Here is a 26,123-nt window from a genome sequence, read left to right as displayed (position 1 = left end):
TATAATTAACTTGCCTTTATGAAGAATAAATCAACAGGATATCCCACATTCGTCCAGTCTCCCGCACTAGCCTGTCTACAATTAATCTCCACAATAACTTTACCTCCACTTAATCGTAAAATACATGTTGTCAATATACTTATTGGACTATCTACAATAGCTATCGCTGCCATACCAGTAATATCAACTGGAAGCCCTTGATACTCATATGTCATCTTGGCGTATCTTGTTTGCCAATCATAATTCCCTGCACCAACTACACTTTTAAGAACCCAATCGTTCCCTGTATTGAAAACACCGTATTCACCTGGACCATAATATCTTGGTAATTTAAGATTTACCTTGGTGATTGTGGACTTATTTTCTCCTTCCGAAATAAATAACAAATCCCAATTAGTATCATCTTGTGTACACACAAGCTCTGCATAAACACCATCAGCGATAATCAAAGAATTTACGGATAGATTATTTCGAAATCTTATAGTGTTACCAGGAACAGTTTGTACTGTAATACTTTGGCCTGATAAATTTTTAATTTTATATCCTCTGCCAGTAAATTTTTGATTTGTAACAGTACTTATTCCCGGTAAAGTAATTATAGCATTAGCCAACATCCCATTGTAAGTAACATAATAGTCCTGGTCCGTTAATGTTGTGCTAGTATGAATCTCACGATAAGCAGCTCCAAGTGAACCACCAACTGTCAATGTACTATTCGGTATTTCTGTATTTATTCCAGATTTTGCAACTTGTGCAAAAATACTTGGTATTAAAATACCTTTAAGAGCAAATAATATTATTACTTTTTTCATTATTTAAGTTTTTGTATTATGATAATTATAGATCACATCTTCAGTATCTGAACTACTTTTACATTATATGTCCATAACATACTTTTATTTTACGTGAAATTGATCTTAGGTAAATTCTAAAAAAAATAATAGACATACTTAAAAAGTATATTAGGAAACAATAGATAAGTAAACATTTTATATCACATTAATTAAGCTTAATAAGTCTTACATGAAGTTCTTTTATTCACAAACGTTCACTTTATCAATTAATTCAAAATAGTAATCACAAAATGGCTTCACAATTAGATTCAAGAGATTCATAAAAACCTACTCAATTTTTGAATTAAAAAAAATAAAAAAGACCTACATTAAAATAATCAGTTTCCATGATGCAAATTAAATGCACTAATCATATTCTGACCAAAAAATATACTACTCAATAATACGCGAAGTTTTAAAATGAAAAATAACTTGCTAAAAAATAAGGCAATGAGCTATAAATCTGTGTTTTTAGAGTAAATGAAATTAACTCAAATTTGAAAGTTTAAAGAAGCATTACTAACTATTAAAGTCTTTATATGGACAAAAAAATCGATAATTACGAGAAACAATAAACCACATTTAAAGTATTGATTTTATAGATATAAAAACCTAAATCAGCAACTTAAATCATCACTCTATCAGTAGAATAAAAAATAATTAACAAGTATTATTAATTAATTTCATTATACATACTCTAACAAAAACACAGCAGGAGTTGCCTTGCATCTTTTTTCAACAAGTAAAGCTATATACTCATCTATAACTAAATCAGAGAGAAAGAGAAATGAAGACTTACTGTTTTCTTAGACACTACCTCTTAGAAATCTTCCGAATACTCCTTAATAGAAACACATCTCCTTAAAATCTATCTTCAATTTAAGTTTTTGTCAATTGCAATTCCTAAATCTTCATACTTGTTTTAGAAACAGTCTTGTACTTTCCCAAAACAATATTAAATTGCCTAAGCTTATAGCTGTAATTTAAAATAGGATATACTCTTAATTTTAAAAATTAGGAACATATTATCAACTTTAACTCTCAAAATAAATATTATTTTTTCAACATTTGCTCCTTACTATAATAACTTTTCAATTAATTTCTCTTTAAATAACCTTTTTTGGAAAAATCATATTCTACTAAAAATAAATCAATTAACTTTTTTCAATTATACTGCGTAGAACTGAGTATTAAAATTTTAGAATTGAGGAAATTTTAACTCTACATTTGAAAAACCACAAGAGAATTCTTAAGAAGTAACAAAATTTAAACACTACAGATTTAAAAAAAGTTACAATACTCTAAGATATTTCGCAATATTAAGATATATCCTTAAATTTTAATGTAGTTTGAATTAGTAAGCAACTTTTTTAATATTAAGGGAAAAGAGAGCTGTTTAAAAGCAGCTCTCTTAAATCTCTTATACTTAGATTTGATAGTAGATTCAAGTTATAATTTTGAAAGAGAGAATTTTGGATTTTACACCGGTAATTAATCTTACGGCAAGATGGGAAATAGGTAAATAAAAAAATATGCGAAGTATTTTAATATTTTAAATTTCATTAAAAGCAACACTCAAAAAACAAGACATTTTATTAGAGTTTCAGCTTACATTGATACCGAATTAAACAAGTCCTTTTCTCGACATTTCAAAATAGGTTGCTGAATACAAATTAGTTTTTTATTTGAAACTAGAAATAAAAATCAACTTTTAGAAGACATATTCTCTATAACGGTTACTTGACTGACATTGAAATTTTGTAAAAATCGGTAAATCGCTTTGGATTCACTTTGACTTTTTGTTAATTGTTTTATTGAATGAATAATATGCGCAAATAAGCGACTGAGAATAGAATTACCTCTATCTAACAATCGTTTATCTTTAAAATTCTCAAAATATATGGTTTGCACATTCCTCAAATACAATAAGAAAGTATTTGTTCCAGACATCAGTTTTTAGGAACCTTCTTTCTCCATGGAAACACAATCTTTAATTTATTGGTTCCAGAAGTGAATTTAGCAAGACGCAAAGACTTTACACCTCTACAATTCAAAGAAATTTTTAGTCCAAAAACGAAAATGAAAGCTGGACAATAAAAAGGCTAATTTCCAGAAGTTGTTTTTTTTTTATGGAATCCGCTCTCCTTTTCTATCAATATAAAATTCTTCTCCGTTAAGTTTTACTTTTGCTTTTCCATTTGTAAAAAAATGAACTGAGTCATATTTAAGAGAAACAACTTCTTTTCCTACTTCATCAATAAATCCCCATTTATCATTAATTGTTACGATTATAAATTTATCCTGAAATCTCAAAGGAAGATAAACTTTATCATATTTTGCAGGTGTTATTTCCTTTCCCATATTTTTATCCAAAATCCCTATTTTATTACCGGCGGAAAAAAGGATTATTCCAAATATTACCTCAGATAGTCCTTCAAATTTTGGTTCGACAACTATATTTCCTTTTGTATCTATCAATCCCCATTTAATACCATCAATACTACATCCTGTAACATCTCCCACAAAATCATAGATTAGATCATACTTAACAGGAATAACTTCCTTGCCATTCGTATCTATAAATCCATATTTTCCACTTTGCTTTACCTTATATAATCCTATTTTTTCATCTAAATAAATCTCGTCGTATTGTATAGGAGTAATTAAAGTTCCTTCTTTGTTAGCAACCCCCTTTTTATCATTCAATATGTAATACAAGTTCTCTTTATTCTCCTTATCACGAATGATTTCATCATAAATTAAAGGAACTATTTCTTTGCCAGCCTTGTTTATCATGCCATACTTTGAGCCTAAATAAACAATAGCAAGGTTATCATAAAATTTAAAAATCTCGTCATATTTTGGAGAAACAATTACTTTTCCCGTTCTATCGATAAATCCTATTTTTACATCATGCTTATTAGGGTACTTATTTCTTTCGCCTTCCGTATACACTGATTTAGTACCTTGCCTTATGATGAAAAAATTTTCGTCGTTGCTTACATTAATTCTATCATAAGTAGGAATAACAATTTCTTTTCCTTTATCATCAATCAAACCCCATTTAGAATCAATTGTAGTTAAATAAAAACCGCTGTTTGTCCATTCAATATTATCGTATTTTGGAGGTATAACTTCATAACCTTTAGCATCAACAAGACCTTCACCCTTATTCATTATTCTAAACTTTGCAATTCCATTTGAAAAATTCCATAAATCATCGTATTTAAAGTCAATAATTACTTTACCTGTTTTATCAATAAAACCTGATTTACCATTTAAAATTGCGATTGCATAACTGTCTTTATCGTATTCACCTACTTTAAAGTACTTAACAGGAACAATTTCTCTTCCTCTCTTATCTATATATCCTTCTTTAAAATATGACTTAAATTCTCCTTCCTTATTTACATAACCTTCTTTAAAATATAATGTAACGTGAGCAAGTCCGTCAATAAATTCATCTATATCCGAATATTTAGGTTTCAAAATAATTTTATTTTTATGGTCTATCAAACCCCATTTGTCCTTTTTTTCGTCATAAAATGCTTTTTGTGCAGTTATTATTCCAGGAAAAAACACCATTGAAACTATAATTATAAACTCCCAGCATAATTTATTCTTTTCCATATCCTACCTTTTTTCAATTATATTTTTTAATAAATCAATTATAAAATTGACATTCAATGGAGTGTTTTTATAACTCTTCAAAAACCATATTTTCGATATTTTATATTTTTTCCTTAATAATAAGTTAGACAACATCTTTTAACTTAGTACTGAATTCGATAAATTCTAAAAACCAATACTATCAACATTAAAATTAAACAATATACAATGATAGCGGATAAAATTGAAATTCAAACTCTAATAATGCTTTATTTTCTTCTTTGTAGAATTCTTTCATATCCTTATAATTAAAGAAATCTGTGTTCGATCCCTCAACAGTTTAACCGTCTGCAACAATTCCAAAAGCTATTGGAGTTGCCTCCTACTCTGCCACAAAAAGCTAAGGCGGTTTTTAAAGATATTTCACCTTCACAAGTTTTACGGCAGAATCGCGATACAAAGTACTGTGAACAATCAAAAATTCAGCAAAATTAATACCTAAGAAGTTTAGGTTCCAATATGTATGACGCTATTTTTATTTTCGCTATTTATTCCGCTATCAAGTTCGAATCCTGTTCCCGCTGCATCTTGGGACTAGTCAGAAACCTGCTGATCTATTCTTTTTTTCACTATTTAACCCCCTGAAAATAAAAACATAGTTCTAGCCGTTACATCAATTCTTATCCTTCGATAATTTTATGAGAGTAAAATAAATCCAACATGTCTCATTTAAAAAACAATATCATCAATCGTTCCATCTAAAATATTAGTTGTTAGTGTTTTTCATTAAGATGTAATGGATTTAATCTCTTTCTATATCCTCAAGCTTCCTTTAGACGAATAACATTCTAGATTAAGTGTTTTGAAGGCTGACCTTTTATTTAACCCAAAGAGGTTAATTATTTAATCCAAATTTTAAATTTGGATAATCTGGAGAAATTACTTTTGTAAATAAAAACATGAAATCTTTTTCGTTTCTTATTGTACTTTTTATAGGTTTTGTAATAATGTCTTTCAACCCAGGTTATAATGAATACACAACTACAAATGCTATAATTAGTCAAGGATTAAAAAATTTCAAAGATCAATTGGTAGTTTTAAAATCGGATGCACATCTTTTTCAAGAAAATAAAATTTCCAAAGAAGGTTTGCAGGAGTCGTTAAAAAAAGCCAGAAATTCATATAAGGAAATAGAATTCTATATTGCGTATCATTACCCTGAATTTTCCAAAACTACTATTAATGCCGCACCACTATTTCATATAGAAAGCACAGGGACAGCAGCAAATACATTACCTCCTGAAGGGTTACAGGTGTTAGATGAACTTATCTTTTCGGAAGAAGCCAATATCCAAAAAGATAAAATAGTTGAACTATCCGATTTCCTTTACAATAGTTATAATGATTTTTATCTGAGTTCGGTAAAAAACGGTTTATCGGAAGAAAAAAACAAAACTTTACTATTGCGTATCGAACTAATCAGGATTTATACCATGGGCGTTACGGGGTTTGACACACCAGGATCGCTTAATGTTTTTGAAGAATCCATTCATGCTTTGAGAGGAATTGAGAACTACATAAAAAAGGATGATTATTTTAAAAAGATAGACACTCAAAAAGCCGAAAAAATATTGGTGGCTAGTATTGAATACCTTTCTAAAAGTACCAATTTTGAAACTTTTGACCGAATAGAATTTTATAAAACTTACCTTCAGCCTTTGTATGAAGAATTAGGAAATTGGGATAATTCTCCAGATGATTTAAAAGAAATCTCAGGTTGGAATACCAATAATAAAAACTTCTTCAGTGATGATTTTCTGAATCCCTATTTTTATACGCTCTTAAAACCAGCTGAAGATAATGCCAATTTAAGATCTTTAGGTAAAGAGATTTTCTTTGATGAAAGTTTAAGTAACAATACAAAAATGAGCTGTGCTTCCTGTCATTTACCCGAAAATGCTTTTACCGATTTAAAAGCAAAGTCATTAAGCAATGTCGAAGGCAAAACAGTTTTAAGAAATTCTCCATCGTTATATAATGCTGTTTTTGCCAAAAGATTCTTTTATGATATGCGTGCTTACTATCTGGAACAACAAGTTGAGCATGTAATTTACAATGAACAAGAGTTTAATACCAGCTACCAAAGTATCATCAAAAAGCTAAAGATAAATCCTGAATATAAAAAAGCTTTCAAAAAGGCCTTTAAAAATGGTAACATCGACAAACAAAATTTCTCAAAAGCCCTGAGTTCTTATGTCGCATCACTGTATTCTTTCAACAGTGATTTTGATAAATTTATGAGAAATGAAAAAGAAATTTCTGAAGATGCAAAAAAAGGTTTTAATCTTTTTATGGGAAAAGCAGCCTGTGCAACCTGTCATTTTGCCCCTAATTTTTCAGGATTAGTTCCTCCGTTTTATAATGAAAATGAATCCGAAGTTCTGGGGGTAACCAAGAATCCATTGCAATTTCTGCCAATTGAAATAGACACTGATAAAGGCAGAATAAACAGCAATGTAAAAAAAGAGAGCTCATGGATTTATGAAAATTCTTTTAAAACAATGACAGTAAGAAATGCTGCTCTTACAAAACCCTATTTTCATAATGGAGCCTTTTCAACTTTAGAAGAAGTGATTGCCTTTTATAATGAAGGCGGTGCTGAAGGAATGGGATTGGAAATTAAAAATCAAACCTTGTCTCCTACTAAACTTAATCTTGACGAAAGAGAAATAAAGCAGCTTGTCGCTTTTATTAACTCCCTGACTGATACGAGTAAAGCACAATACTAACTTAACATTAATCTGTTAACATTAACCTTAAGATTTGCTAACTTATTAATGTGTTTATTTAAAGTAAGCGTAATACAAAGCTCGGAACAGAAAAATAACTTAGCACAGTATAACAAAACATACTATATACCGTGAAAAAAAAATTACTTTCAATTGCAGCTCTTTTATTAATAACGAATTCGGTAATTCAGGCTCAGACTACAGTTTTTGATAAAGGTTCATCATGGAGCTATAATGACAAAGGTGTACAGTTAGCCGATCAATGGAAGAATACCGATTTTGATATCTCGGCCTGGAAATCAGGAAATGGACCATTAGGATATGGAGATCCTGTGACAACTACAATCACAAAGCCTTTAAATGCAGCTTATTTCACTAAAGATTTTACCGTTAATTTATCCGATTTGAGTGCCACTATGGAGCTCGGAGTAATGAGAGATGACGGAATTATTGTCTTTTTGAATGGTGTCGAGGTAGTAAGAGATAATATGCCTGCAGGTAGCATTGACTATAATACCCCTTCAAGTACAACAGTCGATGGGGCGAATGAAAGTATTTATAATATTTTCTCCATTCCAAAATCAAAGTTTGTACAGGGAGTTAACCGAATTTCGATTGAACTACACAACCGAGGAGCAAGCAGTTCTGATTTAAGAGTGGATGCCTACCTTAAAACAGTTCCTGATAATGGTTTTGAAAAAGAATCACCATGGCGTTTTAATGACAATGGTGTACAGTTAGCTGACCAATGGAAAAATCCCGGTTTTGATATTTCAGCCTGGAAATCAGGAAATGGGCCATTAGGATATGGGGATCCTGTGACAACTACGATCGCAAAACCTTTAAATGCAGCATATTTCACTAAAGATTTTACCGTTAATTTATCAGATTTGAGTGCCACTATGGAGCTCGGAGTAATGAGAGATGACGGAATTATTGTCTTTTTGAATGGCGTTGAGATAGTAAGAGATAATATGCCAGCGGGCGCAATTCTGTACGATACTTTTTCAACTACAACAGTCGATGGAGCAAATGAAAGCATTTATAATATTTTCTCTATTCCAAAAACTAATTTTGTACAAGGAGTTAACAGAATTTCGATTGAACTACATAACAGAAGTGCAAGCAGTTCTGATTTAAGAATGGATGCCTATCTTAAAAAAGCAGTTCCACCAGTAGTTATACCTCCTGATACCTCTTGCAACGACGGAAATCATATTAGCTGTTTTACCTCTATTGTGCCTACAGTACAAACGCCTAAATTAATTATTCCTAAACAGCACAAATACCAATTGATTCTTAAAGAAGGGGACAATTACACTGAAGGTGGAGGATTTGTAGGAGGCCTAAATGACTTTACTGGTTATGTAGCTAAAAAAACAAATGGTGTATCTAGCAGTACAGATGGCTATCTTTCGGTAAACCACGAAACAAATCCGGGTGGAGTTACAATGGCAGAAATTAATTACAATGCAACAACAAAACTTTGGCAATTAACAAAATCAAGAGCGGTAGATTTTTCATCCGCGAGTTTGGTGCAAACGATCAGAAACTGTTCCGGAGGAGTTACACCTTGGGGAACTATCGTCACTGCAGAGGAATCTGTAGCAGGCAATGACACAAATGGTGATGGTTATAAAGATTATGGCTGGTTGGTAGAAATTGATCCGGTTACAGCTCAGGTTTCTTCTAAAAATGCTAATGGAACAAAAGGAAAACTTTGGCAAATGGGAATCATGAATCACGAAAATGTTGTGGTTAATAATGCCGGAACTATAGCTTATTATGGTGAAGATGGGGGAACGCACATGGTATACAAATACACCATGGATACGCCAAATAACCTTTCTTCAGGAAATTTATATGTTTTGAAATTAGACCAAGGCATAACCAATGGAAATCCAGTAACTACAACAGCAACCTGGATTCAGGTTCCTAACAAAACGCAAGCAGATCAAAACAATACGACTTCTTTGGCGGAATCTTTAGGAGGAACGAAATTCAACGGGATAGAAGATGTTGAAATAAGTCCTTTGGATGGTAAAATATATTTTACAGCAAAAGGGTTAGACAAAGTTTATCGCATGAAAGATAACGGAACGACCGCGTCAGAAGTGGAAGTTTTTGTAGGTGGAGGATCAACAGTTTATACTTTACATACAACAGATGGAGTTAAAACGGAATCTTGGGGAGATGGTAATGATAATTTAACTTTTGATGAGTTAGGAAATCTTTGGGTTCTTCAGGATGGTGGAAAAAATTATATTTGGGTCATAGCACCAGATCATACTCAGGCAAATCCAAAAGTAAAACTTTTTGCTTCTATGCCAGCTGGATCTGAGCCTACAGGTCTTACTTTTACACCAGATCATAAATTCGGATTTTTCTCTATTCAACATCCTGGCTCAGGTATCGATAAGGATGTTGATGCTACAGGAAATACGATTGATTACAGAGGGAAATCAGCTACAATCGTCATTGCTTTAAAGCAAAATTTAGGGGTAGATAATTCATTGGGGATTATTGATCACAATCAAAATGAGATTATAGTAACTCCTAATCCTACTTCAGGTATGGTACAGATTACTTCTGGCAACCTTAACAACCTGCAAGTTACCGCTTATAACATGTTAGGGCAGATTGTGTATAAAAAGGCTTTTTCACAAAATCTGGTTACGGAATTAGATTTGACAACGCAACTTCAATATTCAAATATGTTGATTTTAAATATAGAAGCTGACGGTTTTCAAAAAACTGTAAAACTTCTAAAAAAATAAACATTTAATTTTATTTTTTAGCTGCCAATAGAAATGTTGGCAGCTTTTATATATTTATGAAAAAATTACTTTTATCTATTCTCATTGTTTTTTCGGTCTGTAATGCTAAAGCACAAATTGACCCGGTTAAATATCCAACTTATACCGATATTGATACAGCGCTTTTGAGTAAAAAAACCGTATACAGTATGAGCTTCAGAGATAAAGGATTATACAACCTTCCTCCGGATATTATAAAAATGGATTCTCTCTTTTTTTTAAATGTAATGGGAAATCATTTGGAGAAAATGGATAAAGCAATATTTTCGCTAAAGCAACTTGAAATTTTGAATGTTAATAAAAACAGTATTAAATTTATTCCGGATGAAATAAGTGAATTAAAAAAACTAAAATCTTTTTCGATAAACCTGAACAGTCTGACCGCTATAAATTCAAACATTTCAAAACTTCAAAACTTACGCATGGTGAGTTTTGAATCAAATAATTTAAGTGTTTTTCCGGAAGCTCTTTTAGATATCCCTTCCCTTGAAGAAATAAACCTCCATAGTAATCAGATAAGTACTGTTTCAGAACGTTTGGATAAAATAAAAAACTTAAAATACCTAAATCTCTCTTCGAATCAAATTAATGATTTAGGAGAAATGAAATTGCCAAAAAAATTAAAATACCTTGAATTACAAAAAAACAGTATTGTAGAAGTTCCCGGGACATTATTTCAATCTCAAAATATAGAATACCTAAATTTGAGTGATAATGCGATATCTTGGATTTCTCCAAAAATTATGAAGTTAAAAAATGCTGTAAGTGTAAATTTAGCCAATAATAAACTAAAAGATCTGCCCAACGAAATTCAATACATGAAAAAGCTTAAAACGCTAATTTTAGTTGGAAATCCTATGAATAAAGAAACTATAGGTAAACTTAAAGCGCTGATGCCTCATACAGATATTTATTTTTAATTTCCCCCTTAATTAATGTTTTAAGGCAAATTAAAGGTTCTGTCGCATCTGTCAAAATCAAACATCAGAATTTATGTAATCTAAAAGTTAATCAGCCAATTTACAGGATGATTTAAACATAGCTGTCTTTGGTCCAATCATCTGATTCTTCCTCAGCATATGCACAACTTCAATTCCGCTCAATGTTCGTCTTGCCGATTCAAAGCTTTAAAGCCTAATCCGTTTTTGTATCCTAAATTTTATAAATCTATGGTCCTGTTCTACAATATTGTTGAGATATTTACACTGCCGGATTTTAATCTTTGAGAACGAACGCTTGTTATATACTTTGATCGCTGCGGTATTAGAACCGTTTTTATCAATGTTTATTACTCTCGGCCTGCAGTTAGTTACTAATTGCTTTAATTAGAAATGACTGAGCACTCATTCTCTGTCTTTTTCGGGTCACAAGTAAGTCTACTGTATTGCCCAATTTATCTACTGCTCGATATTAATAACACTAAATACCTTTTACTTTGATATAAATTTCATCCAATCTCCAACTTGTACCTACTTTAGCCTTTCTCTTCTTCATCACTGACTCAATGATAGGTCTCAGCTTATAAACCCAGCGCTGAATAGTAGCATGATCAACATGAACTCCACGCATTTTCATGATCTCTTCAAGATCCCGATAGCTTAATGTAAACCTAAGCTTAAATTATACTGCCTGCAGTATAATAGACTTCGGATAGCAATGACCTTTCGTATTCATCAGTTTAAAAATTAAAAAAAGGCAAAGAGAAAACTTAGCTTTAGATGCAACAGAACCTGATATTACTTAGAAGCAGATTCAATTAGCAAAAGCTTCTTGAAATCTTTTTAAATCTAATTAAAAAAAAGTAAAAGGCTGACAAAATAATTGTACGCTTTACTTTTTTACATTTTAATCTTCTTTATAAAACCGCAATCATACCATAACCTTAAGCAATTTATTTTATTGGAATAAATCCATTTTATTCACAACAAAAAAACATCCTTTCACGACAGAAAAACCTTCACTAACGACATCTTTTTCATTTTTTCTATTTTCAATCATTAATTTCATTTCAGAAAATAAAATCTAGAGCTAGAAAGCGTTTTCGAGATTATCCCAAAAAAATACCAATACCATAGAAATCATTTTTTTTATTTTTTAACATAAAATTTATACAAAATGGGACAGTACAAAAGTCGTCAGGAATTTTTAAAAAACAATCCAAGATCAATTGCATTCGCCGCATTGGCTAAAGCAACAAAAACGCAAAACACGATTACCAATCAAGCGATTAAACTTAGTCCAAATCAACTAGAAGGAAAAGAGGTTATAATCATCGGGTCTGGCGTTGGGGGACTTACCACCGCGTATGAACTACTCGCTCAGGAGTCTGGTGCAAAAGTAACCATTCTGGAAGCATCTCATAAAACGGGAGGACGCTGCATGAGCTTACGCACAGGGGATACACTCATTGAAGATGCAAACAGTGATTTGTTCGATTCGAAACCTGGAGAACCTCAAGTTGTTCGATTTAAACGCCCGGTGGGAGACTCAGAACCTTACCTTAATGCAGGTCCTGGTCGTATTCCAAGCAGTCACAAACGACTCCTTTCTTACTTAAAACGTTTTTCGGTAGACGTTGAAATATATGTGATGAACTCTGAATCTAATTTGGTTCAAAAGGACGAAAGTTTTGGAGGTGAACCTATGGTTTACCGTCGTTTGGATCATAATACAAGAGGTTGGTTGGCGCACATGGTATACAAAAATGCGGAAGAATTACTTCGCAATTCACAAGTGGGAATTAGTGAAAGTAATCTTAATACACGCGTTGAAGAATTACAAAGTTTGATGATCAGTTTCGGAGAGCTTGATGCAGATGGAACCTATAGTGCAACGGCTGGATCACCCGGCTTCGAGGATGGAAAAACACGCGCTGGATATGAAGTTTTACCTGGTGTTGCGGCTGGAATTGTAGCCGATGTTTTGAGTTTTGATAAATTGCTCGAATCAAAATTTTGGGAAGGTACAAAATTCTATCAGCCTACAGATTTTCTTTGGCAACCTACTTTATTTCAACCCGTTGGAGGAATGGATCAGGTGCAACACGCTTTTGCTCAACAAGTGGCAGCTTTGGGAGGAAATATTCTTTTGAATAGTCCTGTAAAAAAAATAAAATGGGACTCAACTAAAGAGAAGTACATCATTTCGGTTGGACAAGTTGGAACAGAAGAACCGATCTATTACGAAGCTGATTATTGTGTTTGCAACCTCGCGATGCCTTTTTTGAAAAACATTCTAGACTCTGATCTCCTAAATTCGGGACTTGAACCTGAATTTAAAGATGCATTAGAAGCCGTTTTTGTGGCACAATTTGAACCAACACAAGCTCCAGGTTATGAACCGCGAGAAGACGGATACGTTCCGCGTTTTTTAGCCTGTACCTCCAAAGTGGGCTGGCAGGCAAATCGATCTTTATGGCAAGGAAGCCCAATAAATCTCAAGACAATGGCAGTTGAAAAATCCGAAGTAGGAGTTGTACCTATTTTTGGAGGAATCTCTTGGACAGACAATGAAATTCAACAAATTTGGTATCCATCTACAGCGTATCAAGACGAAAAAGGCGTGCTCACAGGCGCTTATAATTTTGATAAAGTAGCACACGATTGGGGAAAATTACCCGTTAATGAGCGACTTACCAAAGCACGAAATGATGCCAGTAAATTCGGTAATAAATTTGCCGAAGGCCTGGAAGAAGGCGTTGCCATAGCTTGGCAAAATATGCCAAATATCAAGGGTGGCTGGGCATATTGGCAAGCCGTTGGAGATGCGAACTACTCAACGAAACAATTTAACGCTATTGCACAAGGGTCCGGAATTATAGATCCGAACACAAAAAATGCGAGCAATGCTAACTTTTTTATTGTTGGTGATCAAATTTCCTCCCTTCCCGGTTGGCAAGAAGGCGCTATTGCAGCTGCATTAAATGCAATTTCGAGAATGGCAAAACCAGAGATTAAAATACAGCCATTGAAAAATTTACCAGACACTCGTTTGATGGTGGAAGGTATCTAAATCAATTAAATAGAAATGAATGGAACGACGCGGAAGGTATTCTGCGTCGTTTTTTTATTATACTGTTTGATTCGAAATTATCAGTACAACAACTAAAAAAAACAGATAAATATTGTATTACAATAACGAAAGAATTAAATCAAATTTAAACATAATGGACTTAATACATTTTCTGTCACAAAAGCTAAGGCGAATTTCAAATAAATAAGCCATCGCGGAACTATCCATACATATTTTTTATCTCCGACATAACAAAGGTACTTTGGGTACTTCCGATACTTTCAACTGATCCTAATTTATTAAACACAAAATCCTGATAATGCTTCATATCTTTGGCAGAAACTTTCATTAAAAAATCGTAATCTCCTGAAATATTGTAACATTCCACAACTTCTTCTATTTTCATAATATCACTAACAAATTGATGGCCGATATTACGATCGTGCTGTTTAAGTTTGATATTACAAAAAACAATGAAACCTCTATTTAATTTTTCTGCATCAAGCAGGGCAATATATTTTTTAATATATCCGCTGTTTTCCAATCTTTTAATCCGCTCAAAAACAGGCGATGGCGAAAGATTTACCATTTTAGCAAGCTCTTTTACAGTGTATTTAGAATTATCGTGTAGTATATTTAATAACTGAAGATCAATATCGTCTATTTGTTCCATAGAATATTTTATTTTAAACAGGTTTTAATTTATTCTTAAATCAGAATAAAATTCTTCAAATGTAACCAAAAACAACACCAAAATCTTATTTCATAGAAGTTAAAAACATAACATACTGAAAAACTTGTTTTAACAGTATAAAAATCTAAAACACACTATTTTATCGCAGGAATCGTTATCCTTGGTGCCCTCTATCGAAAAAAGATAAAGGGCCACACCATAAATAAACATTATACTTCTTTTCGTCGAGCCATACCCTGAGCGATGATACTGGCGGCAATCAATTGCAAAGCATGGTAAAGCATGAGCGGCAGCAATACGATGCCGGTGATGGTACTGTGCTGAAAAAGTACTTTTGACATAACGGTGCCGTGTACCAATGACTTTTTTGACCCGCAGAATAAAACAGTAATACGGTCTTCATCTGAAAAACCAAGCAGACGGCTGAGTAGTCCAACACAAAAGAATACGACAAAAAACAACGCCATCATCCCTGCAGCGAGTCCAGCAAGTTCAAGGGCGGTGAAGCCTTCAAAAAGATGTTCGGAAAATGACTTGCAAAACGATGTGTAAATAATCGTTAGAATAACTGACTGATCAAAATATTTGAGCTGTTTCTTGTATTTTTCGGCAATGGCGCCGAAACGGGAATTGAGGCATATGCCGATGATAACAGGCAGCAAGACTTGCAGAATCAACTTTATGACGATTTGAGTAACATCAAAATCGCCTGTCGCAGAAGCTATAAACAGCCCAACCCAAAGCGGCGTAACCACTACTCCGATCAAACTGGAAATACTCGCATTGAAAATGGCTGCGGGAATGTTTCCCTTGGCGATGGAAACCATGACTACCGAAGAGGATACTGTAGATGGTAAAGCTGCCAGAAAAAATACACCCAGCCAAAGCAGCTCGAAGCCGTTATTGACAAACAACGGGCGAAATGCCAAAACGATGAGCGGAAAAAATAAAAAAGTTGTCAACTGAACGACAATGTGCATTTTCCAATTGGAAAGTCCTGCTTTTAGTTTCTCAACACTCAGTCGCATACCATAAAACAAGAAAATCAAGGAAACGCCTGCATTGGCAATCTCCTCCAGCGAAACAGGTTCTTTGACCATACCTGGATGTGGCAAAAAATAAGCCATCAGAATCATGGTGGCTATCATGAACAGGAAACCGTCGAAACCTGCTTTTTTTAATACTTCTAATAATTTCTTCAATGTGTTTTAAATATTATTCCTCCGTAGAGTCAAGATTACAAAAATATCTTACGCCTATAAACGTGGATTCTCTAGATTCATTAGTTGTCCGCAGAGTCGCTCTGTTAAATTCTACGGACAGCAGGCTTCAAACAAGGAAATCCTTATTCAAATTAATAAATTGAGACTAAATCCCAAGTTCTTTGCGTATAATTTCTGCTCCTGCGCTTAAAGCATTTAACTTACCTCTGGCTACATCTCTAGATAACGGAGCCATACCACAGTTTGTAGAAGGGTAAAGATTTTCGGCATCTACAAACTCAAGAGCTTTACGCAGGGTCGCAGCTACTTCTTCTGGTGTTTCGATAGTGTTGGTTGCTACATCAATGGCACCGACCATTACTTTTTTACCGCGAACAAGTTCCATTAAATTTAAAGGCACATTGGAGTTGTGACATTCTAAAGACACCACATCAATTTTAGATTTTTGAATTTTCGGAAAAATTTCTTCGTATTGTCGCCACTCTGAACCTAATGTCTTTTTCCAATCAGTATTTGCCTGTATTCCATAACCATAGCAAATATGAACCGCAGTTTGACAGTGTAAACCTTCAATGGCTCTTTCTAATGCCGCCATTCCCCAATCGTTTACTTCATCAAAGAACACATTAAATGCAGGTTCATCAAACTGGATAATGTCTACTCCTGCATCTTGAAGTTCTCTTGCTTCTTCATTGAGTGCTTTCGCAAATTCCCACGCCAATTTTTCCCGGCTTTTATAATGGTCGTCGTACAAGGTATCTACCATTGTCAGCGGGCCTGGCAACGCCCACTTTATAGGCTTATTAGTCTGTTTACGTAAAAATTTAGCATCTTCAACAAAAACTGCTTTTTGACGTGCAACCTCACCCACTACCACTGGAACACTCGCGTCATAACGGTTACGGATTTTTACGGTTTTACGGTTTTCAAAATCTACACCGCTCAAATGCTCGATAAAAGTCGTTACAAAATGCTGGCGCGTCTGCTCACCGTCACAAATGATATCCAGATCTGCCAATTGCTGCTCCTGGAAAGAAATGCGTAAAGCATCTTGTTTCCCTTCAAGCAGCTGATCGCCTTCTAATTTCCATGGTGACCAAAGTTTTTCGGGTGGTGCTAGCCAGGCAGGTTTTGGTAAACTTCCAACAATAGAGGTAGGTAATAATAATTTCTTCATAATAATATAATTTTAATGCGTTGTAATCAATTAAAGGGTAAAATTAGCAGACCATTGTTCCAGGAGACTTTTGTAAGGCTTAATGAAATGCTCTTCTGCATATTTACCCTGTTCAACAGCCAATTGGCTGCGCTCTTCGCGGTCATAATCTACGCGAGTCAGTGAATAATCTTCGTGTTTAAGACTAGGTTGATAGATTTCCCCGGCCACTGAATTTGCATTGTAAATTTCAGGGCGATAAATCTTCTGGAAAGTCTCCATGGTGCTGATTGAGCTGATTAATCCAAGATCAGTATAATCCGCAAGCAGATCTCCTGAATGATAAAAAGCCATTGGTGCAACACTATTCAAAGGCATGAAAAAACGAACCTTCAAGCCCATTTTAGAGAAATATCCATCCGTAATAGAATACTGATCCTGCAAATACTCAAAACCCAGAACCGGATGCTGATACTCAGTCCGAGTATACGTTTTGTTGCTCGATACACTTAGGCAAATAATCGGTGACATCTTAAAGTGCTCTTTATAAGTGGCGGAACCCACAAAACACTTATAAAGTTTTCCGTGCAAATCACCAAAGTTCTCAGGAATACAAAAATTAGGTTTATTTCTATTGTGCTCGATCAATAAAATACTAAAATCATAATCACGAACATAAGACGAAAAATTATTCCCGGCAATACCTTCGATACGCTGACTAGTCTTGCGGTCAAAAATATTCGTTTTTAAAACCTCAATCAACGGCAGATTGCTACCACCATTCTGATCATCAATACGCATCGTTACAGTAATGATTTCAAGTTCTACAAGGTAACGATCCGCTTTTGGATTATCCAGATGAGCCAATGCATTGAATCGATTGTTAATCATATTTAATGCATTACGTAAGTTTTGTTGGCGATTACCTCCTCTAGCCAGGTTTGCAAAATTGGTTGTCAACCGCGTTTCACTTGAGGGGTGATAATTTTCATCTAAACAAGTGCTCTTTAGTGTGAATGCAAAACCATTCTTGATTCTATTCTGGGTGTTTTCAATATTCTGCTTTTCGTTTATTCCCCTATCTTCTTGTATGTTTGCTTTCATCTGATGATACTATTTAGTTTTTTTACCCTGCAAATTTGAAGATAAAAGATTAAATATTTTTATTTACACACAAAATCAGTTAATCATTCTTTTTTGATGTGTTTTTAAAGATTATTAATCTTTAAAAACACATCAAAATGAAGAGAAACAGATAATTATTCTTTAGTGACCTAAGATGAGTGATTTGGAGTTTCCCAGAGCGCTTCAAAAACTCGAAAAAGAAAACAATATCATTTATATTTGTCAAAAATTAAGATAGATATAGCAATGAATTTGATAGAAAATTTAAAATGGCGCTACGCCACAAAAGCTTACAATAACATTAAAGTAACAGAAGAGAAGGTCGATCAGATCTTAGAGGCTATAAATCTTTCAGCATCTTCTTGTGGTCTGCAATCTTACCGTGTCTTTGTTGTAAGCAATCCGGAAATTCAAAAGAAATTAGGTGCTGATTCGTATAATGGACAGATTCACTCTTGCTCTCATTTGTTGGTTTTTGCTGCATTCACTGACATGTCTTCGACTTACATTGACAATTACATAGCAATGACAGAAAAGCAAAGAGGTCTTGATGCTGGTGCCTTATCAGGATTTAGAAATGGATTGCATTCCTATTTTAGCACTATCAACGCAGAGCAAAAAGCACTTTGGGCTGCCAAACAGGCTTATATTGCACTAGGAACGGCACTTATTGCTGCAGCAGAATTGAAAGTGGATGCCACTCCTATCGAAGGATTTAATGCTTCTATTATCGATGCCGTTTTGGGTTTGAAAGAGAAAGGGCTGCATTCCGCAGTTATACTTGCATTAGGATACCGTGATTTGGAAAAAGACTACATGGCAACTATGAAAAAAGTTCGCTTGCCTATAAATGAAATGATAACGAAAATTTACTAATGTTATAAGATATATTAATTATCATGGAAAAAGTATACGTTCAACCTTGTGGACTTGATACTTCTCTGTTATAAAAAGCTAAGGCAACTAATACAGTTTTTATACTGCATAAGTTTTGTGGCAAAATCACAGCAAAAAAGATTTGGAGTTGCCTCCTATTTTGCCACAAAAAGCTAAGGCAGTTAAGTGCTATTCATCGCAATTTTGTCCATTTTTATTTTTGTGACAAAATCATGGCACCATGTTTTTTAAACTATTGAAAATTCAATCAAATAAAGACCTTCGGAAGTCTCGGTTCGAATATATTAAACATCTGAAAATATAAAATCTCCCCCTATATAATTAAGTTTTATATTGTTAAGTTTATAAGCGGGCTATTAATGCTAAATAAATATAGAATACATTTGCTAATAACAAGACCTTAAATAAGGTTACTATTCTTGAATTTCGCAAAAAATGTTATACTCAAAATACAAACTTATTTCATTTTTAACCAGCATTTTTATCTGCTGTATCATCTTTAATGGTAAAGCACAGGTAAAACCTTTTTACATTGTCATGCCTTTTGAGGAAGAAATTTATTTTACAAAAACAGTCTTTCCTTTCAATTCCTCTTTTATGAAGAACAATAAGGTAAAAAGTATTGTTCTAAAAAATAATGACGAAAATGGGATAAATTATATTTACAATTTTAACCCGGATGGTCAAGTCGTGACTATAACTAACATACGATACAATAAAGAGAAAACAGACACCACTTTCTATATAAGAAATTACTACAATCCAAAAGGGCTGATTGATAAAAAAGCAAGGATTGACTATAATAATGGCATCGTAAAGATTAGTTCTTACCAATATGATGAAAAAAACAGAATTGATAAAATCCGATTCTTTTCATTGAATTCCGAAATGCCTAATAGACTCCAAAATAGCGGTTGGCTGGGAGAATCATACCCAGGTGTAGATAAAATAGTAACACTTGGTACTTTACCAAATGAAAAACTGCTAAATAAAATGATCGAAGAAAATTCTTTTTCTTCATGGCACTATCGCTATTATAACGAGAATAGATTTGAAGTCGAAGAGTGCACGGAATACTTTGATTTTCTAAAGAAGAATGACAATCAAGAGACTTGTAATCAGAAAAAAACGTATTATTATCTAGACGGACTCCCTGTTGCTTTGTTTCTTCATAATGGCTGTGCCGATAAGACCACTCCATCTAAACTTTACCAATTTAAAGAAGGATTTCTTTCAGTTCTGGCTGATGTTCCAAACAGCATTGAACCCCAAAGCGAAAAATACACTTATAATAAGGATAAAAATCTGGTACTGATGGAGGATATATGGAGTTTGCAAAAAGTAAGTGAATTAGTAATGACTTATGATAAAAAAGGCTTTCTTACCACAATACAAAGAAAATCAGATACAGCTAAAATGAGCCACTATTTTGAGGATCGAATGCTAAACATAACCTACAGCTTTTACTAATTGTCTAAATTAGATTTATCTTTCTTAAATTCGCTTCAACAACGGTAATGTTTAATTTCTAACTCCTAACAAGAAATGGATTTTCAGAATAATGATTTTTCAAAAACAGAGTCATTAGAATCAAAGAAAACAACTTTTATAGTAAAGTTTTTAGGGTCCCTTATTTTTGCCGGTACCGTTTTAGGAATAATTAACTTAGAAATAATTATTATCGAATCTAAACTTTCTGTTGAATTTAAAATTTGTTCTACAGTACTGTCTGTAATTCTTTTATCTTTTTTGGTGTATTTTGTAGTAAAGGATATGATTATTCACCAAAAAAACAAAATCACAAAAGTAATAGTGGATCAAAATGGTTTGCACCATTATAAAGATGAAATAGTTATTGAATCCCTAACTTTTGAGTCTTTATGTCCAACTCCCGATCTGAAAAATTATGATATCGTTTTATCAGCGGGAGAAGATGCCGCTCATGATATTTGTGTGTATTACTTCGATAACTCCAGAAACGTAATAATGTATAAAGCCATTACATTCAACACTCCGTTTTCAATACGCAATGCAAAAGAATTAAAAAGACATTTCATAAAGGGCGTTTTAAAATTCCGATCCGATTTGAAAGTTTCACCAAAGGTGTTGGATCTATTAAATTTAAACGATTTATAAAATTAAAAATATCTAAAAATTGTCCCGACCTGAATTTACCTCACAGGATTAAATAAGCCTCTCAATGTAAATTTATTATGTAAGTCGTTATGTTTCAAACCCATAAATTTAAATCATTTCCTTCTTATAAGAATCTTTTCTTATTTGTAAAATAAACTCTTCTGTATAAATACTCAGAATTATCCGAATTGTTTTTTAGAGTACTATTGTAACCAAAAAATCCATCATCTCCACAAATTAATCTAAAGATGATGAACTCTTGAATATTATTTTTATTGCACTCCTCCGCCTAAGGCGCGGTATAAATTTATTGCTGCATCTAGCTTTTCTAATTTTATAGTCACAACTTCAAGTTCGTTTTGTAAAGAACTATTTTGCGCTACAATAACCTCCAGATAAGTCGCCATTCCGCTTTTGTATAAAAGACCTGCATCTGCAGTTGCTTTTTCTAATGAAACTGATTTTTCTGTTACAAGCATAATACGCTCATCTGCATATTTTAGTTTTGACAAGGCATCATTTACTTCACCAACCGCAGTTATGTAAGATCGTTTAAATTGAATCGCTGCTTTTTCTTGTTCTAAAAGTGCAACCTGATAGGCTGTTCTTAACTCTTTCTTTCTAAATATAGGCTGTACTAAATTTGCTGCAATCGATTTGGTTACTGATCCCGGAAAATTAAACCAGGTATCAAACTCAAATGAATTTACACCAATCGACGGACTCAAACTTAATGTTGGGTACATCGTAGCCTTTGCTAATCCTGTTTTTGCATAAGCCGACATTACAGCATATTCACTTGCTTTAATATCAGGTCTTCTGCTTAAAAGCGAAGCTGGAATTCCTGCCGGAACCTCAACTGCAAATTCTGATACATTTAAGTTTCCTGCACGTGCTACAGTATTTGGATATTCTCCGCATAAAATCTGTAACGCATTTTCCTGAACTGCGATATTCGCTTTTGCTAAAGGAACCAATAATTCGGCTGTTTTTTTCTGAGCTTCACTTTGGTTTACTGCCAGAGAACTAATTGATCCTGCGGTGTATTGCAACTTCATCATGTTTAAAGTGCTATCGCTCAATTCAATATTTTTCTGAGCAATTTTAAGCTGTTCGTCTAACCCTAAAAGGTTATAATAAGCTTGCGCTACCTGAACAATGATTCTGGTTTTTAATGCCGAAAGGTTTTCTTTCTGAGCAAAATAAGTGGCTTTTGCGTCTCTTTTTTGCATTGCTGCTTTTCCCCAAATATCGACCTCCCAGGACATACGAAGATTGGCACTGTAATCATCTAAATAATCTTTACTTGTAAATTGGGCACTTAAGGAACCATTCAGCGAGTTTTTAGACTGATAAGTCCTGCTAGCTCCTGCATCAAAATCAAGTGTTGGAAGCAATGCTAATTTTGCCTGTTTGTAATTTAAATCCAGCTGTTCCATGCTTTTCATTGCGATAAGCACCTCGTTATTTTTAACGAGGGCTTTTTCAATTAAATCAACCAGCAATGGATCTTTGTAATAACTTTTCCACGGAAGTAAAACCGTATCACCCGTTACAGCAATTTCTTCACGGTATTTATCAGGTGAATTTAATGCCGCTCGGGAATATTTTTTTCCTACTACACATGACGTTAAAATCAAGCCGGTAAAGAAAGTAATTCCTATTTTATATAGTATTTTCATTATTATTCTTTTATAGATTGAACTACGATTTTCTTGCCCGAAACTTTTTCCTGTAAATATTGAAATACAATGAATAGCAACGGAATCACAAAAACTCCCAAAATAACTCCGCTCAACATCCCGATTGAAGCGCTCACACTTATTGATTTGTTTCCTACTGCTGTTCCTCCAGAAGCAAACATCAACGGAATCATACCAACAATAAAGGCAAGCGAAGTCATGATAATTGGTCGCAGTCTTGATCTTGCGCCTTCAATTGCCGCTTCAACAATACTTAAACCGGACAGACGTCTTTGAAGTGCAAACTCTACAATTAAAATGGCATTTTTGGCGAGAAGTCCCACTAGCATAATAAGTCCGACCTGAACGTAAATGTTGTTATCTAGACCAACAGCTTTTACTCCGGCAAAAGCGCCTAAAATTCCTGCTGGAATTGAAAGTAAAACCGCCAACGGCAGTAAATAACTTTCATACTGTGCTGCCAATAAAAAGAATACAAACAACAGACATAATCCGAAAATGGCAATCGTTTGGTTTCCTCCTGCTTTCTCTTCTAAACTTAAACCTGTCCATTCGTAACTGTAATCGGCTGGAAGTTTATCTAAAACCTTTTCTAAATTCACCATAATCTGACCATTACTGTAACCCGGCAATGCCATTGCGGTAATATTTACCGAATTGTAAAGGTTGTAACGGTCTACCGATTCCGGTCCGTACACTTTATGGAATTTTACGATTGATTTTACAGGAACCATCTGCATTTGTGCATTTCTAACGAAAATTTCGTTAAACGCATCCTCATCCATTCTGAATATTCCATCGGCTTTTACATTAACTCTGTAAAACTTACCAAATCGGGTAAAATCTGATGATTGATCTCCGGCAAAATACGTCTGGATATTTCCTAGCAGTTCTTTTATGTTCACTCCCATTTGGCGTGCTTTATCTTCATCAACTTCCAATTCCAGCTGCGGATAATCGGCTCTAAAAGTCGTATACGCATATTGAACTCCGGGTTGCTGCATAATTTGTGCGATCACTTTATCTGACATTGCTTTTAAAACTTCCGGACTTCTTGCCATTCTGTCCTGCAATACAATTTCGGCACCACTTGTTACACCAAATCCTTCTACAGGCGGCATTCTAAACACCATAACCGAACCTTCTTTGATTGTGGATAATTTGGCCGTAACACTGTTCAAAATTTCATCAATATCTTTAACTTCACCTCTTTCTTTTTTAGGCTTTAATTTAATAAAACCTAATCCGTATGCGGTACTGGAACTGTTACTCAAAATATTAAATCCTGTAATACTGGTATTAACATCAATCGCTTTTTCTGATTCTAATATTTTCTCCATTCTCTGAACTACTTCAGTTGTACGATCAAGCGCTGTTCCCGGTGGCATAGATAAACTGTACACCATAAACCCATCATCTTCAAGCGGAACGAAACTTTTTGGCGTTGACATCATCATATAAACTGCAAGAGCTGTTATACCGGTAATTAATCCTGCTGCAATCCATTTTCTTCCCACAAGGAAACGAACACCTTTGATATATCTTCCGGTAAAATTGTTGAAACCCGTATTGAACCCCACAAAAAAACGGTCTTTAAAACTGGTTTTATGTTCGTGATTTCCGTGTTTGTCGTCATGATTTTTTAATAGAAGCGCACATAAAGCAGGAGTCAGCGTCAAGGCATTTACAGCCGAGATAATAATCGCAATTGCCAAAGTATAAGCAAATTGTTTATAGAAAATCCCTGAAGATCCTGTCATAAAACCAATTGGAATAAATACAGCCGACATGACTAAAGTAATCGAAACTACCGCTCCGGTAATTTCTGCCATTGCACTATGAGTCGCTTCTTTGGCTGAAATCCCAGCATCTTCTTCCATTTTACTGTGAACAGCTTCGACTACAACAATAGCATCATCAACTACAATTCCGATCGCCAAAACCAAGGCAAAAAGTGTTAGAATGTTGATGGTAAATCCAAAAACCAATAGAAAGAAAAAGGTTCCTACAATCGCTACTGGTACTGCAATAGCGGGAATTATCGTCGAGCGAATGTCCTGCAGGAATATAAATACAACAATAAATACCAGAATAAAAGCTTCTAACAAAGTCGATTTTACCTGTCCTGTCGCTTCGTCCAAACGTTCTTTGGTACTCATTACGTTCACGTATTTAATTCCGGGAGGAAAAGACTTTGATAATCGCTCTACTTCTTTATTAATCCCGATTTCAATATCGTTTGCATTAGAACCCGAAGTCTGTAAAATTGCCATTGTAACCGCATTTTTACTGTTCGATTTGTTGTCACCGCTATAAGAGATTGAACCAAATTCTACTCTTGCCACATCTTTAAGACGCAACAAATTATTACCGTCATTTTTAACCACAATATTTTCATATTGTTCCGGTTTGTTTTTCTTTCCTTTATATCGAATTACGTATTCTAAAGCCGCTTTTGATTCTTCTCCAAGTTTCCCTGGAGCCGATTCTAAACTTTGATCTGCAATGGCTTGCGTAACATCAGATGGAACCAAACCTGCATTTGCCATTTTTCTTGGGTCAAGCCAAATTCTCATCGAATAATCCTTCTGACCAAAAATCTGAACCTGACCTACACCGGGAACACGTTTCATTTGCGGAACCAAATTGATATTAGCATAATTCTGAAGAAAAAGCTCGTCGTACTTTTTGTTATCCTCTGTATACAAGTTGAAAATAACAATCATACTATTTTGCTGTTTCGACGTTGTAAGTCCCATTCTGATCACTTCTTGCGGAAGTTTTGGAGTCGCTTGCTGTACTCTGTTCTGAACGTTTACCGCAGCCTGATCCGGATCTACGCCTTGTTTAAAAATAACGCTGATCGAAAAAGATCCATCATTACTGGCAGAAGATTTAATGTACTGCATATTCTCAACACCATTAATCTGTTCTTCTAACGGAGTTACTACGGAACGAATTACTGTTTCACTATTCCCTCCCGGATATGAACCACTAACCATTACCGTTGGCGGCGAAATATCAGGAAATCTGGTAACCGATAATCTTGTTAGACCAATAATACCCAAGATCACCAGAACAATGGAAATTACTGTCGCCAATACTGGCCTGTCTATTATTTTTTTTAACAT

The 26,123-nt window shown here is 34.0% G+C and carries 16 protein-coding genes and 2 pseudogenes; 7 read left to right on the top strand and 11 right to left on the bottom strand.

Annotated elements, in window-relative coordinates; all coding sequences use genetic code 11:
• Positions 1 to 5: 5 nt before the first annotated feature.
• From LNQ34_RS17385 to LNQ34_RS17380, 3 genes are all read right to left on the bottom strand, one after another.
• Positions 6 to 812: a hypothetical protein gene (locus LNQ34_RS17385; RefSeq protein WP_230000629.1), complete on the bottom strand. Its 807-nt coding sequence runs from the start codon at positions 810 to 812 to the stop codon at positions 6 to 8.
• Positions 813 to 2,537: 1,725 nt separating this feature from the next.
• The gene (locus LNQ34_RS23650) at positions 2,538 to 2,783 is read right to left on the bottom strand and encodes a transposase DNA-binding-containing protein (RefSeq protein ID WP_428979065.1); all 246 of its coding nucleotides are present in this window, start codon (positions 2,781 to 2,783) and stop codon (positions 2,538 to 2,540) included.
• Between the two features lie 177 nt (positions 2,784 to 2,960).
• Complete coding sequence (locus tag LNQ34_RS17380; protein WP_230000628.1) at positions 2,961 to 4,463, bottom strand: WG repeat-containing protein; 1,503 nt, start codon at positions 4,461 to 4,463, stop codon at positions 2,961 to 2,963.
• A gap of 938 nt (positions 4,464 to 5,401) precedes the next feature.
• Between LNQ34_RS17380 and LNQ34_RS17375 the strand changes: the two genes are divergently transcribed.
• From LNQ34_RS17375 to LNQ34_RS17365, 3 genes are all read left to right on the top strand, one after another.
• Positions 5,402 to 7,231, top strand: coding sequence for a cytochrome-c peroxidase (locus LNQ34_RS17375; protein WP_230000627.1), 1,830 nt, complete (start codon positions 5,402 to 5,404; stop codon positions 7,229 to 7,231).
• Positions 7,232 to 7,362: 131 nt separating this feature from the next.
• Positions 7,363 to 10,008, top strand: coding sequence for an alkaline phosphatase PhoX (locus tag LNQ34_RS23565; protein WP_230000626.1), 2,646 nt, complete (start codon positions 7,363 to 7,365; stop codon positions 10,006 to 10,008).
• A gap of 56 nt (positions 10,009 to 10,064) precedes the next feature.
• Positions 10,065 to 10,967, top strand: coding sequence for a leucine-rich repeat domain-containing protein (locus tag LNQ34_RS17365; protein WP_202703778.1), 903 nt, complete (start codon positions 10,065 to 10,067; stop codon positions 10,965 to 10,967).
• A 207-nt stretch (positions 10,968 to 11,174) separates the two neighbouring features.
• Here the strand turns inward: LNQ34_RS17365 and LNQ34_RS23645 are convergent.
• Both LNQ34_RS23645 and LNQ34_RS23640 read right to left on the bottom strand, forming a co-directional pair.
• A pseudogene (locus LNQ34_RS23645) lies at positions 11,175 to 11,351 on the bottom strand (IS6 family transposase); the annotation flags it as partial.
• 1 nt (position 11,352) lies between these two features.
• Positions 11,353 to 11,445, bottom strand: a pseudogene (locus tag LNQ34_RS23640) (hypothetical protein); the annotation flags it as partial.
• A gap of 717 nt (positions 11,446 to 12,162) precedes the next feature.
• On the opposite strand from LNQ34_RS23640, the gene LNQ34_RS17360 reads away from it, so the two are divergent.
• Positions 12,163 to 14,058, top strand: a complete 1,896-nt coding sequence (locus LNQ34_RS17360) for a flavin monoamine oxidase family protein (protein ID WP_202703777.1) — start codon at positions 12,163 to 12,165, stop codon at positions 14,056 to 14,058.
• A gap of 220 nt (positions 14,059 to 14,278) precedes the next feature.
• Here LNQ34_RS17360 and LNQ34_RS17355 read toward each other — a convergent pair whose 3' ends face one another.
• The 4 genes from LNQ34_RS17355 to LNQ34_RS17340 form a co-directional block, all read right to left on the bottom strand.
• Positions 14,279 to 14,731 carry an Lrp/AsnC family transcriptional regulator gene (locus LNQ34_RS17355; RefSeq protein ID WP_202703776.1) on the bottom strand — a complete coding sequence of 151 codons (453 nt, stop codon included), beginning with the start codon at positions 14,729 to 14,731 and terminating at the stop codon, positions 14,279 to 14,281.
• A 230-nt stretch (positions 14,732 to 14,961) separates the two neighbouring features.
• A complete protein-coding gene (locus LNQ34_RS17350) occupies positions 14,962 to 15,954 on the bottom strand; it encodes a bile acid:sodium symporter family protein (RefSeq protein ID WP_230000625.1) in 993 nt (330 codons plus the stop codon).
• Positions 15,955 to 16,120: 166 nt separating this feature from the next.
• On the bottom strand, positions 16,121 to 17,152 hold the full coding sequence (locus LNQ34_RS17345) for a methionine synthase (protein WP_230000624.1): 1,032 nt from the start codon (positions 17,150 to 17,152) through the stop codon (positions 16,121 to 16,123).
• 30 nt (positions 17,153 to 17,182) lie between these two features.
• Positions 17,183 to 18,235, bottom strand: coding sequence for a DUF1852 domain-containing protein (locus tag LNQ34_RS17340; protein WP_230000623.1), 1,053 nt, complete (start codon positions 18,233 to 18,235; stop codon positions 17,183 to 17,185).
• A gap of 267 nt (positions 18,236 to 18,502) precedes the next feature.
• Here LNQ34_RS17340 and LNQ34_RS17335 point away from each other — a divergent pair, with 267 nt between their 5' ends.
• From LNQ34_RS17335 to LNQ34_RS17325, 3 genes are all read left to right on the top strand, one after another.
• A complete protein-coding gene (locus LNQ34_RS17335; protein ID WP_230000622.1) occupies positions 18,503 to 19,132 on the top strand; it encodes a nitroreductase family protein in 630 nt (209 codons plus the stop codon).
• A gap of 456 nt (positions 19,133 to 19,588) precedes the next feature.
• Entirely contained in the window at positions 19,589 to 20,623 is a 1,035-nt protein-coding gene (locus LNQ34_RS17330; protein ID WP_230000621.1) for a hypothetical protein, read from the top strand.
• A gap of 75 nt (positions 20,624 to 20,698) precedes the next feature.
• The gene (locus LNQ34_RS17325) at positions 20,699 to 21,289 is read left to right on the top strand and encodes a hypothetical protein (RefSeq protein ID WP_230000620.1); all 591 of its coding nucleotides are present in this window, start codon (positions 20,699 to 20,701) and stop codon (positions 21,287 to 21,289) included.
• A 272-nt stretch (positions 21,290 to 21,561) separates the two neighbouring features.
• On the opposite strand, the gene LNQ34_RS17320 is transcribed toward LNQ34_RS17325, so the two are convergent.
• Together LNQ34_RS17320 and LNQ34_RS17315 are read right to left on the bottom strand one after the other, a co-directional pair.
• Complete coding sequence (locus tag LNQ34_RS17320) at positions 21,562 to 22,971, bottom strand: TolC family protein (RefSeq protein WP_230000619.1); 1,410 nt, start codon at positions 22,969 to 22,971, stop codon at positions 21,562 to 21,564.
• Positions 22,972 to 22,973: 2 nt separating this feature from the next.
• Entirely contained in the window at positions 22,974 to 26,123 is a 3,150-nt protein-coding gene (locus LNQ34_RS17315) for an efflux RND transporter permease subunit (RefSeq protein WP_202704120.1), read from the bottom strand.

It is taken from the genome of Flavobacterium lipolyticum (genome assembly GCF_020905335.1).
In the GTDB taxonomy this organism is placed as follows: domain Bacteria; phylum Bacteroidota; class Bacteroidia; order Flavobacteriales; family Flavobacteriaceae; genus Flavobacterium; species Flavobacterium lipolyticum.
This window is presented reverse-complemented; position numbering and strand designations above follow the sequence as displayed.

Coding starts and splice junctions, on each gene's coding strand:
- LNQ34_RS17385 (WP_230000629.1), bottom strand. CDS start 812: ATGAAAAAAGTAATAATATTATTTGCTCTTAAAGGTATTTTAATACCA.
- LNQ34_RS23650 (WP_428979065.1), bottom strand. CDS start 2,783: ATGTCTGGAACAAATACTTTCTTATTGTATTTGAGGAATGTGCAAACC.
- LNQ34_RS17380 (WP_230000628.1), bottom strand. CDS start 4,463: ATGGAAAAGAATAAATTATGCTGGGAGTTTATAATTATAGTTTCAATG.
- LNQ34_RS17375 (WP_230000627.1), top strand. CDS start 5,402: ATGAAATCTTTTTCGTTTCTTATTGTACTTTTTATAGGTTTTGTAATA.
- LNQ34_RS17365 (WP_202703778.1), top strand. CDS start 10,065: ATGAAAAAATTACTTTTATCTATTCTCATTGTTTTTTCGGTCTGTAAT.
- LNQ34_RS17360 (WP_202703777.1), top strand. CDS start 12,163: ATGGGACAGTACAAAAGTCGTCAGGAATTTTTAAAAAACAATCCAAGA.
- LNQ34_RS17355 (WP_202703776.1), bottom strand. CDS start 14,731: ATGGAACAAATAGACGATATTGATCTTCAGTTATTAAATATACTACAC.
- LNQ34_RS17345 (WP_230000624.1), bottom strand. CDS start 17,152: ATGAAGAAATTATTATTACCTACCTCTATTGTTGGAAGTTTACCAAAA.
- LNQ34_RS17340 (WP_230000623.1), bottom strand. CDS start 18,235: ATGAAAGCAAACATACAAGAAGATAGGGGAATAAACGAAAAGCAGAAT.
- LNQ34_RS17335 (WP_230000622.1), top strand. CDS start 18,503: ATGAATTTGATAGAAAATTTAAAATGGCGCTACGCCACAAAAGCTTAC.
- LNQ34_RS17330 (WP_230000621.1), top strand. CDS start 19,589: ATGTTATACTCAAAATACAAACTTATTTCATTTTTAACCAGCATTTTT.
- LNQ34_RS17325 (WP_230000620.1), top strand. CDS start 20,699: ATGGATTTTCAGAATAATGATTTTTCAAAAACAGAGTCATTAGAATCA.
- LNQ34_RS17320 (WP_230000619.1), bottom strand. CDS start 22,971: ATGAAAATACTATATAAAATAGGAATTACTTTCTTTACCGGCTTGATT.
- LNQ34_RS17315 (WP_202704120.1), bottom strand. CDS start 26,123: ATGTTAAAAAAAATAATAGACAGGCCAGTATTGGCGACAGTAATTTCC.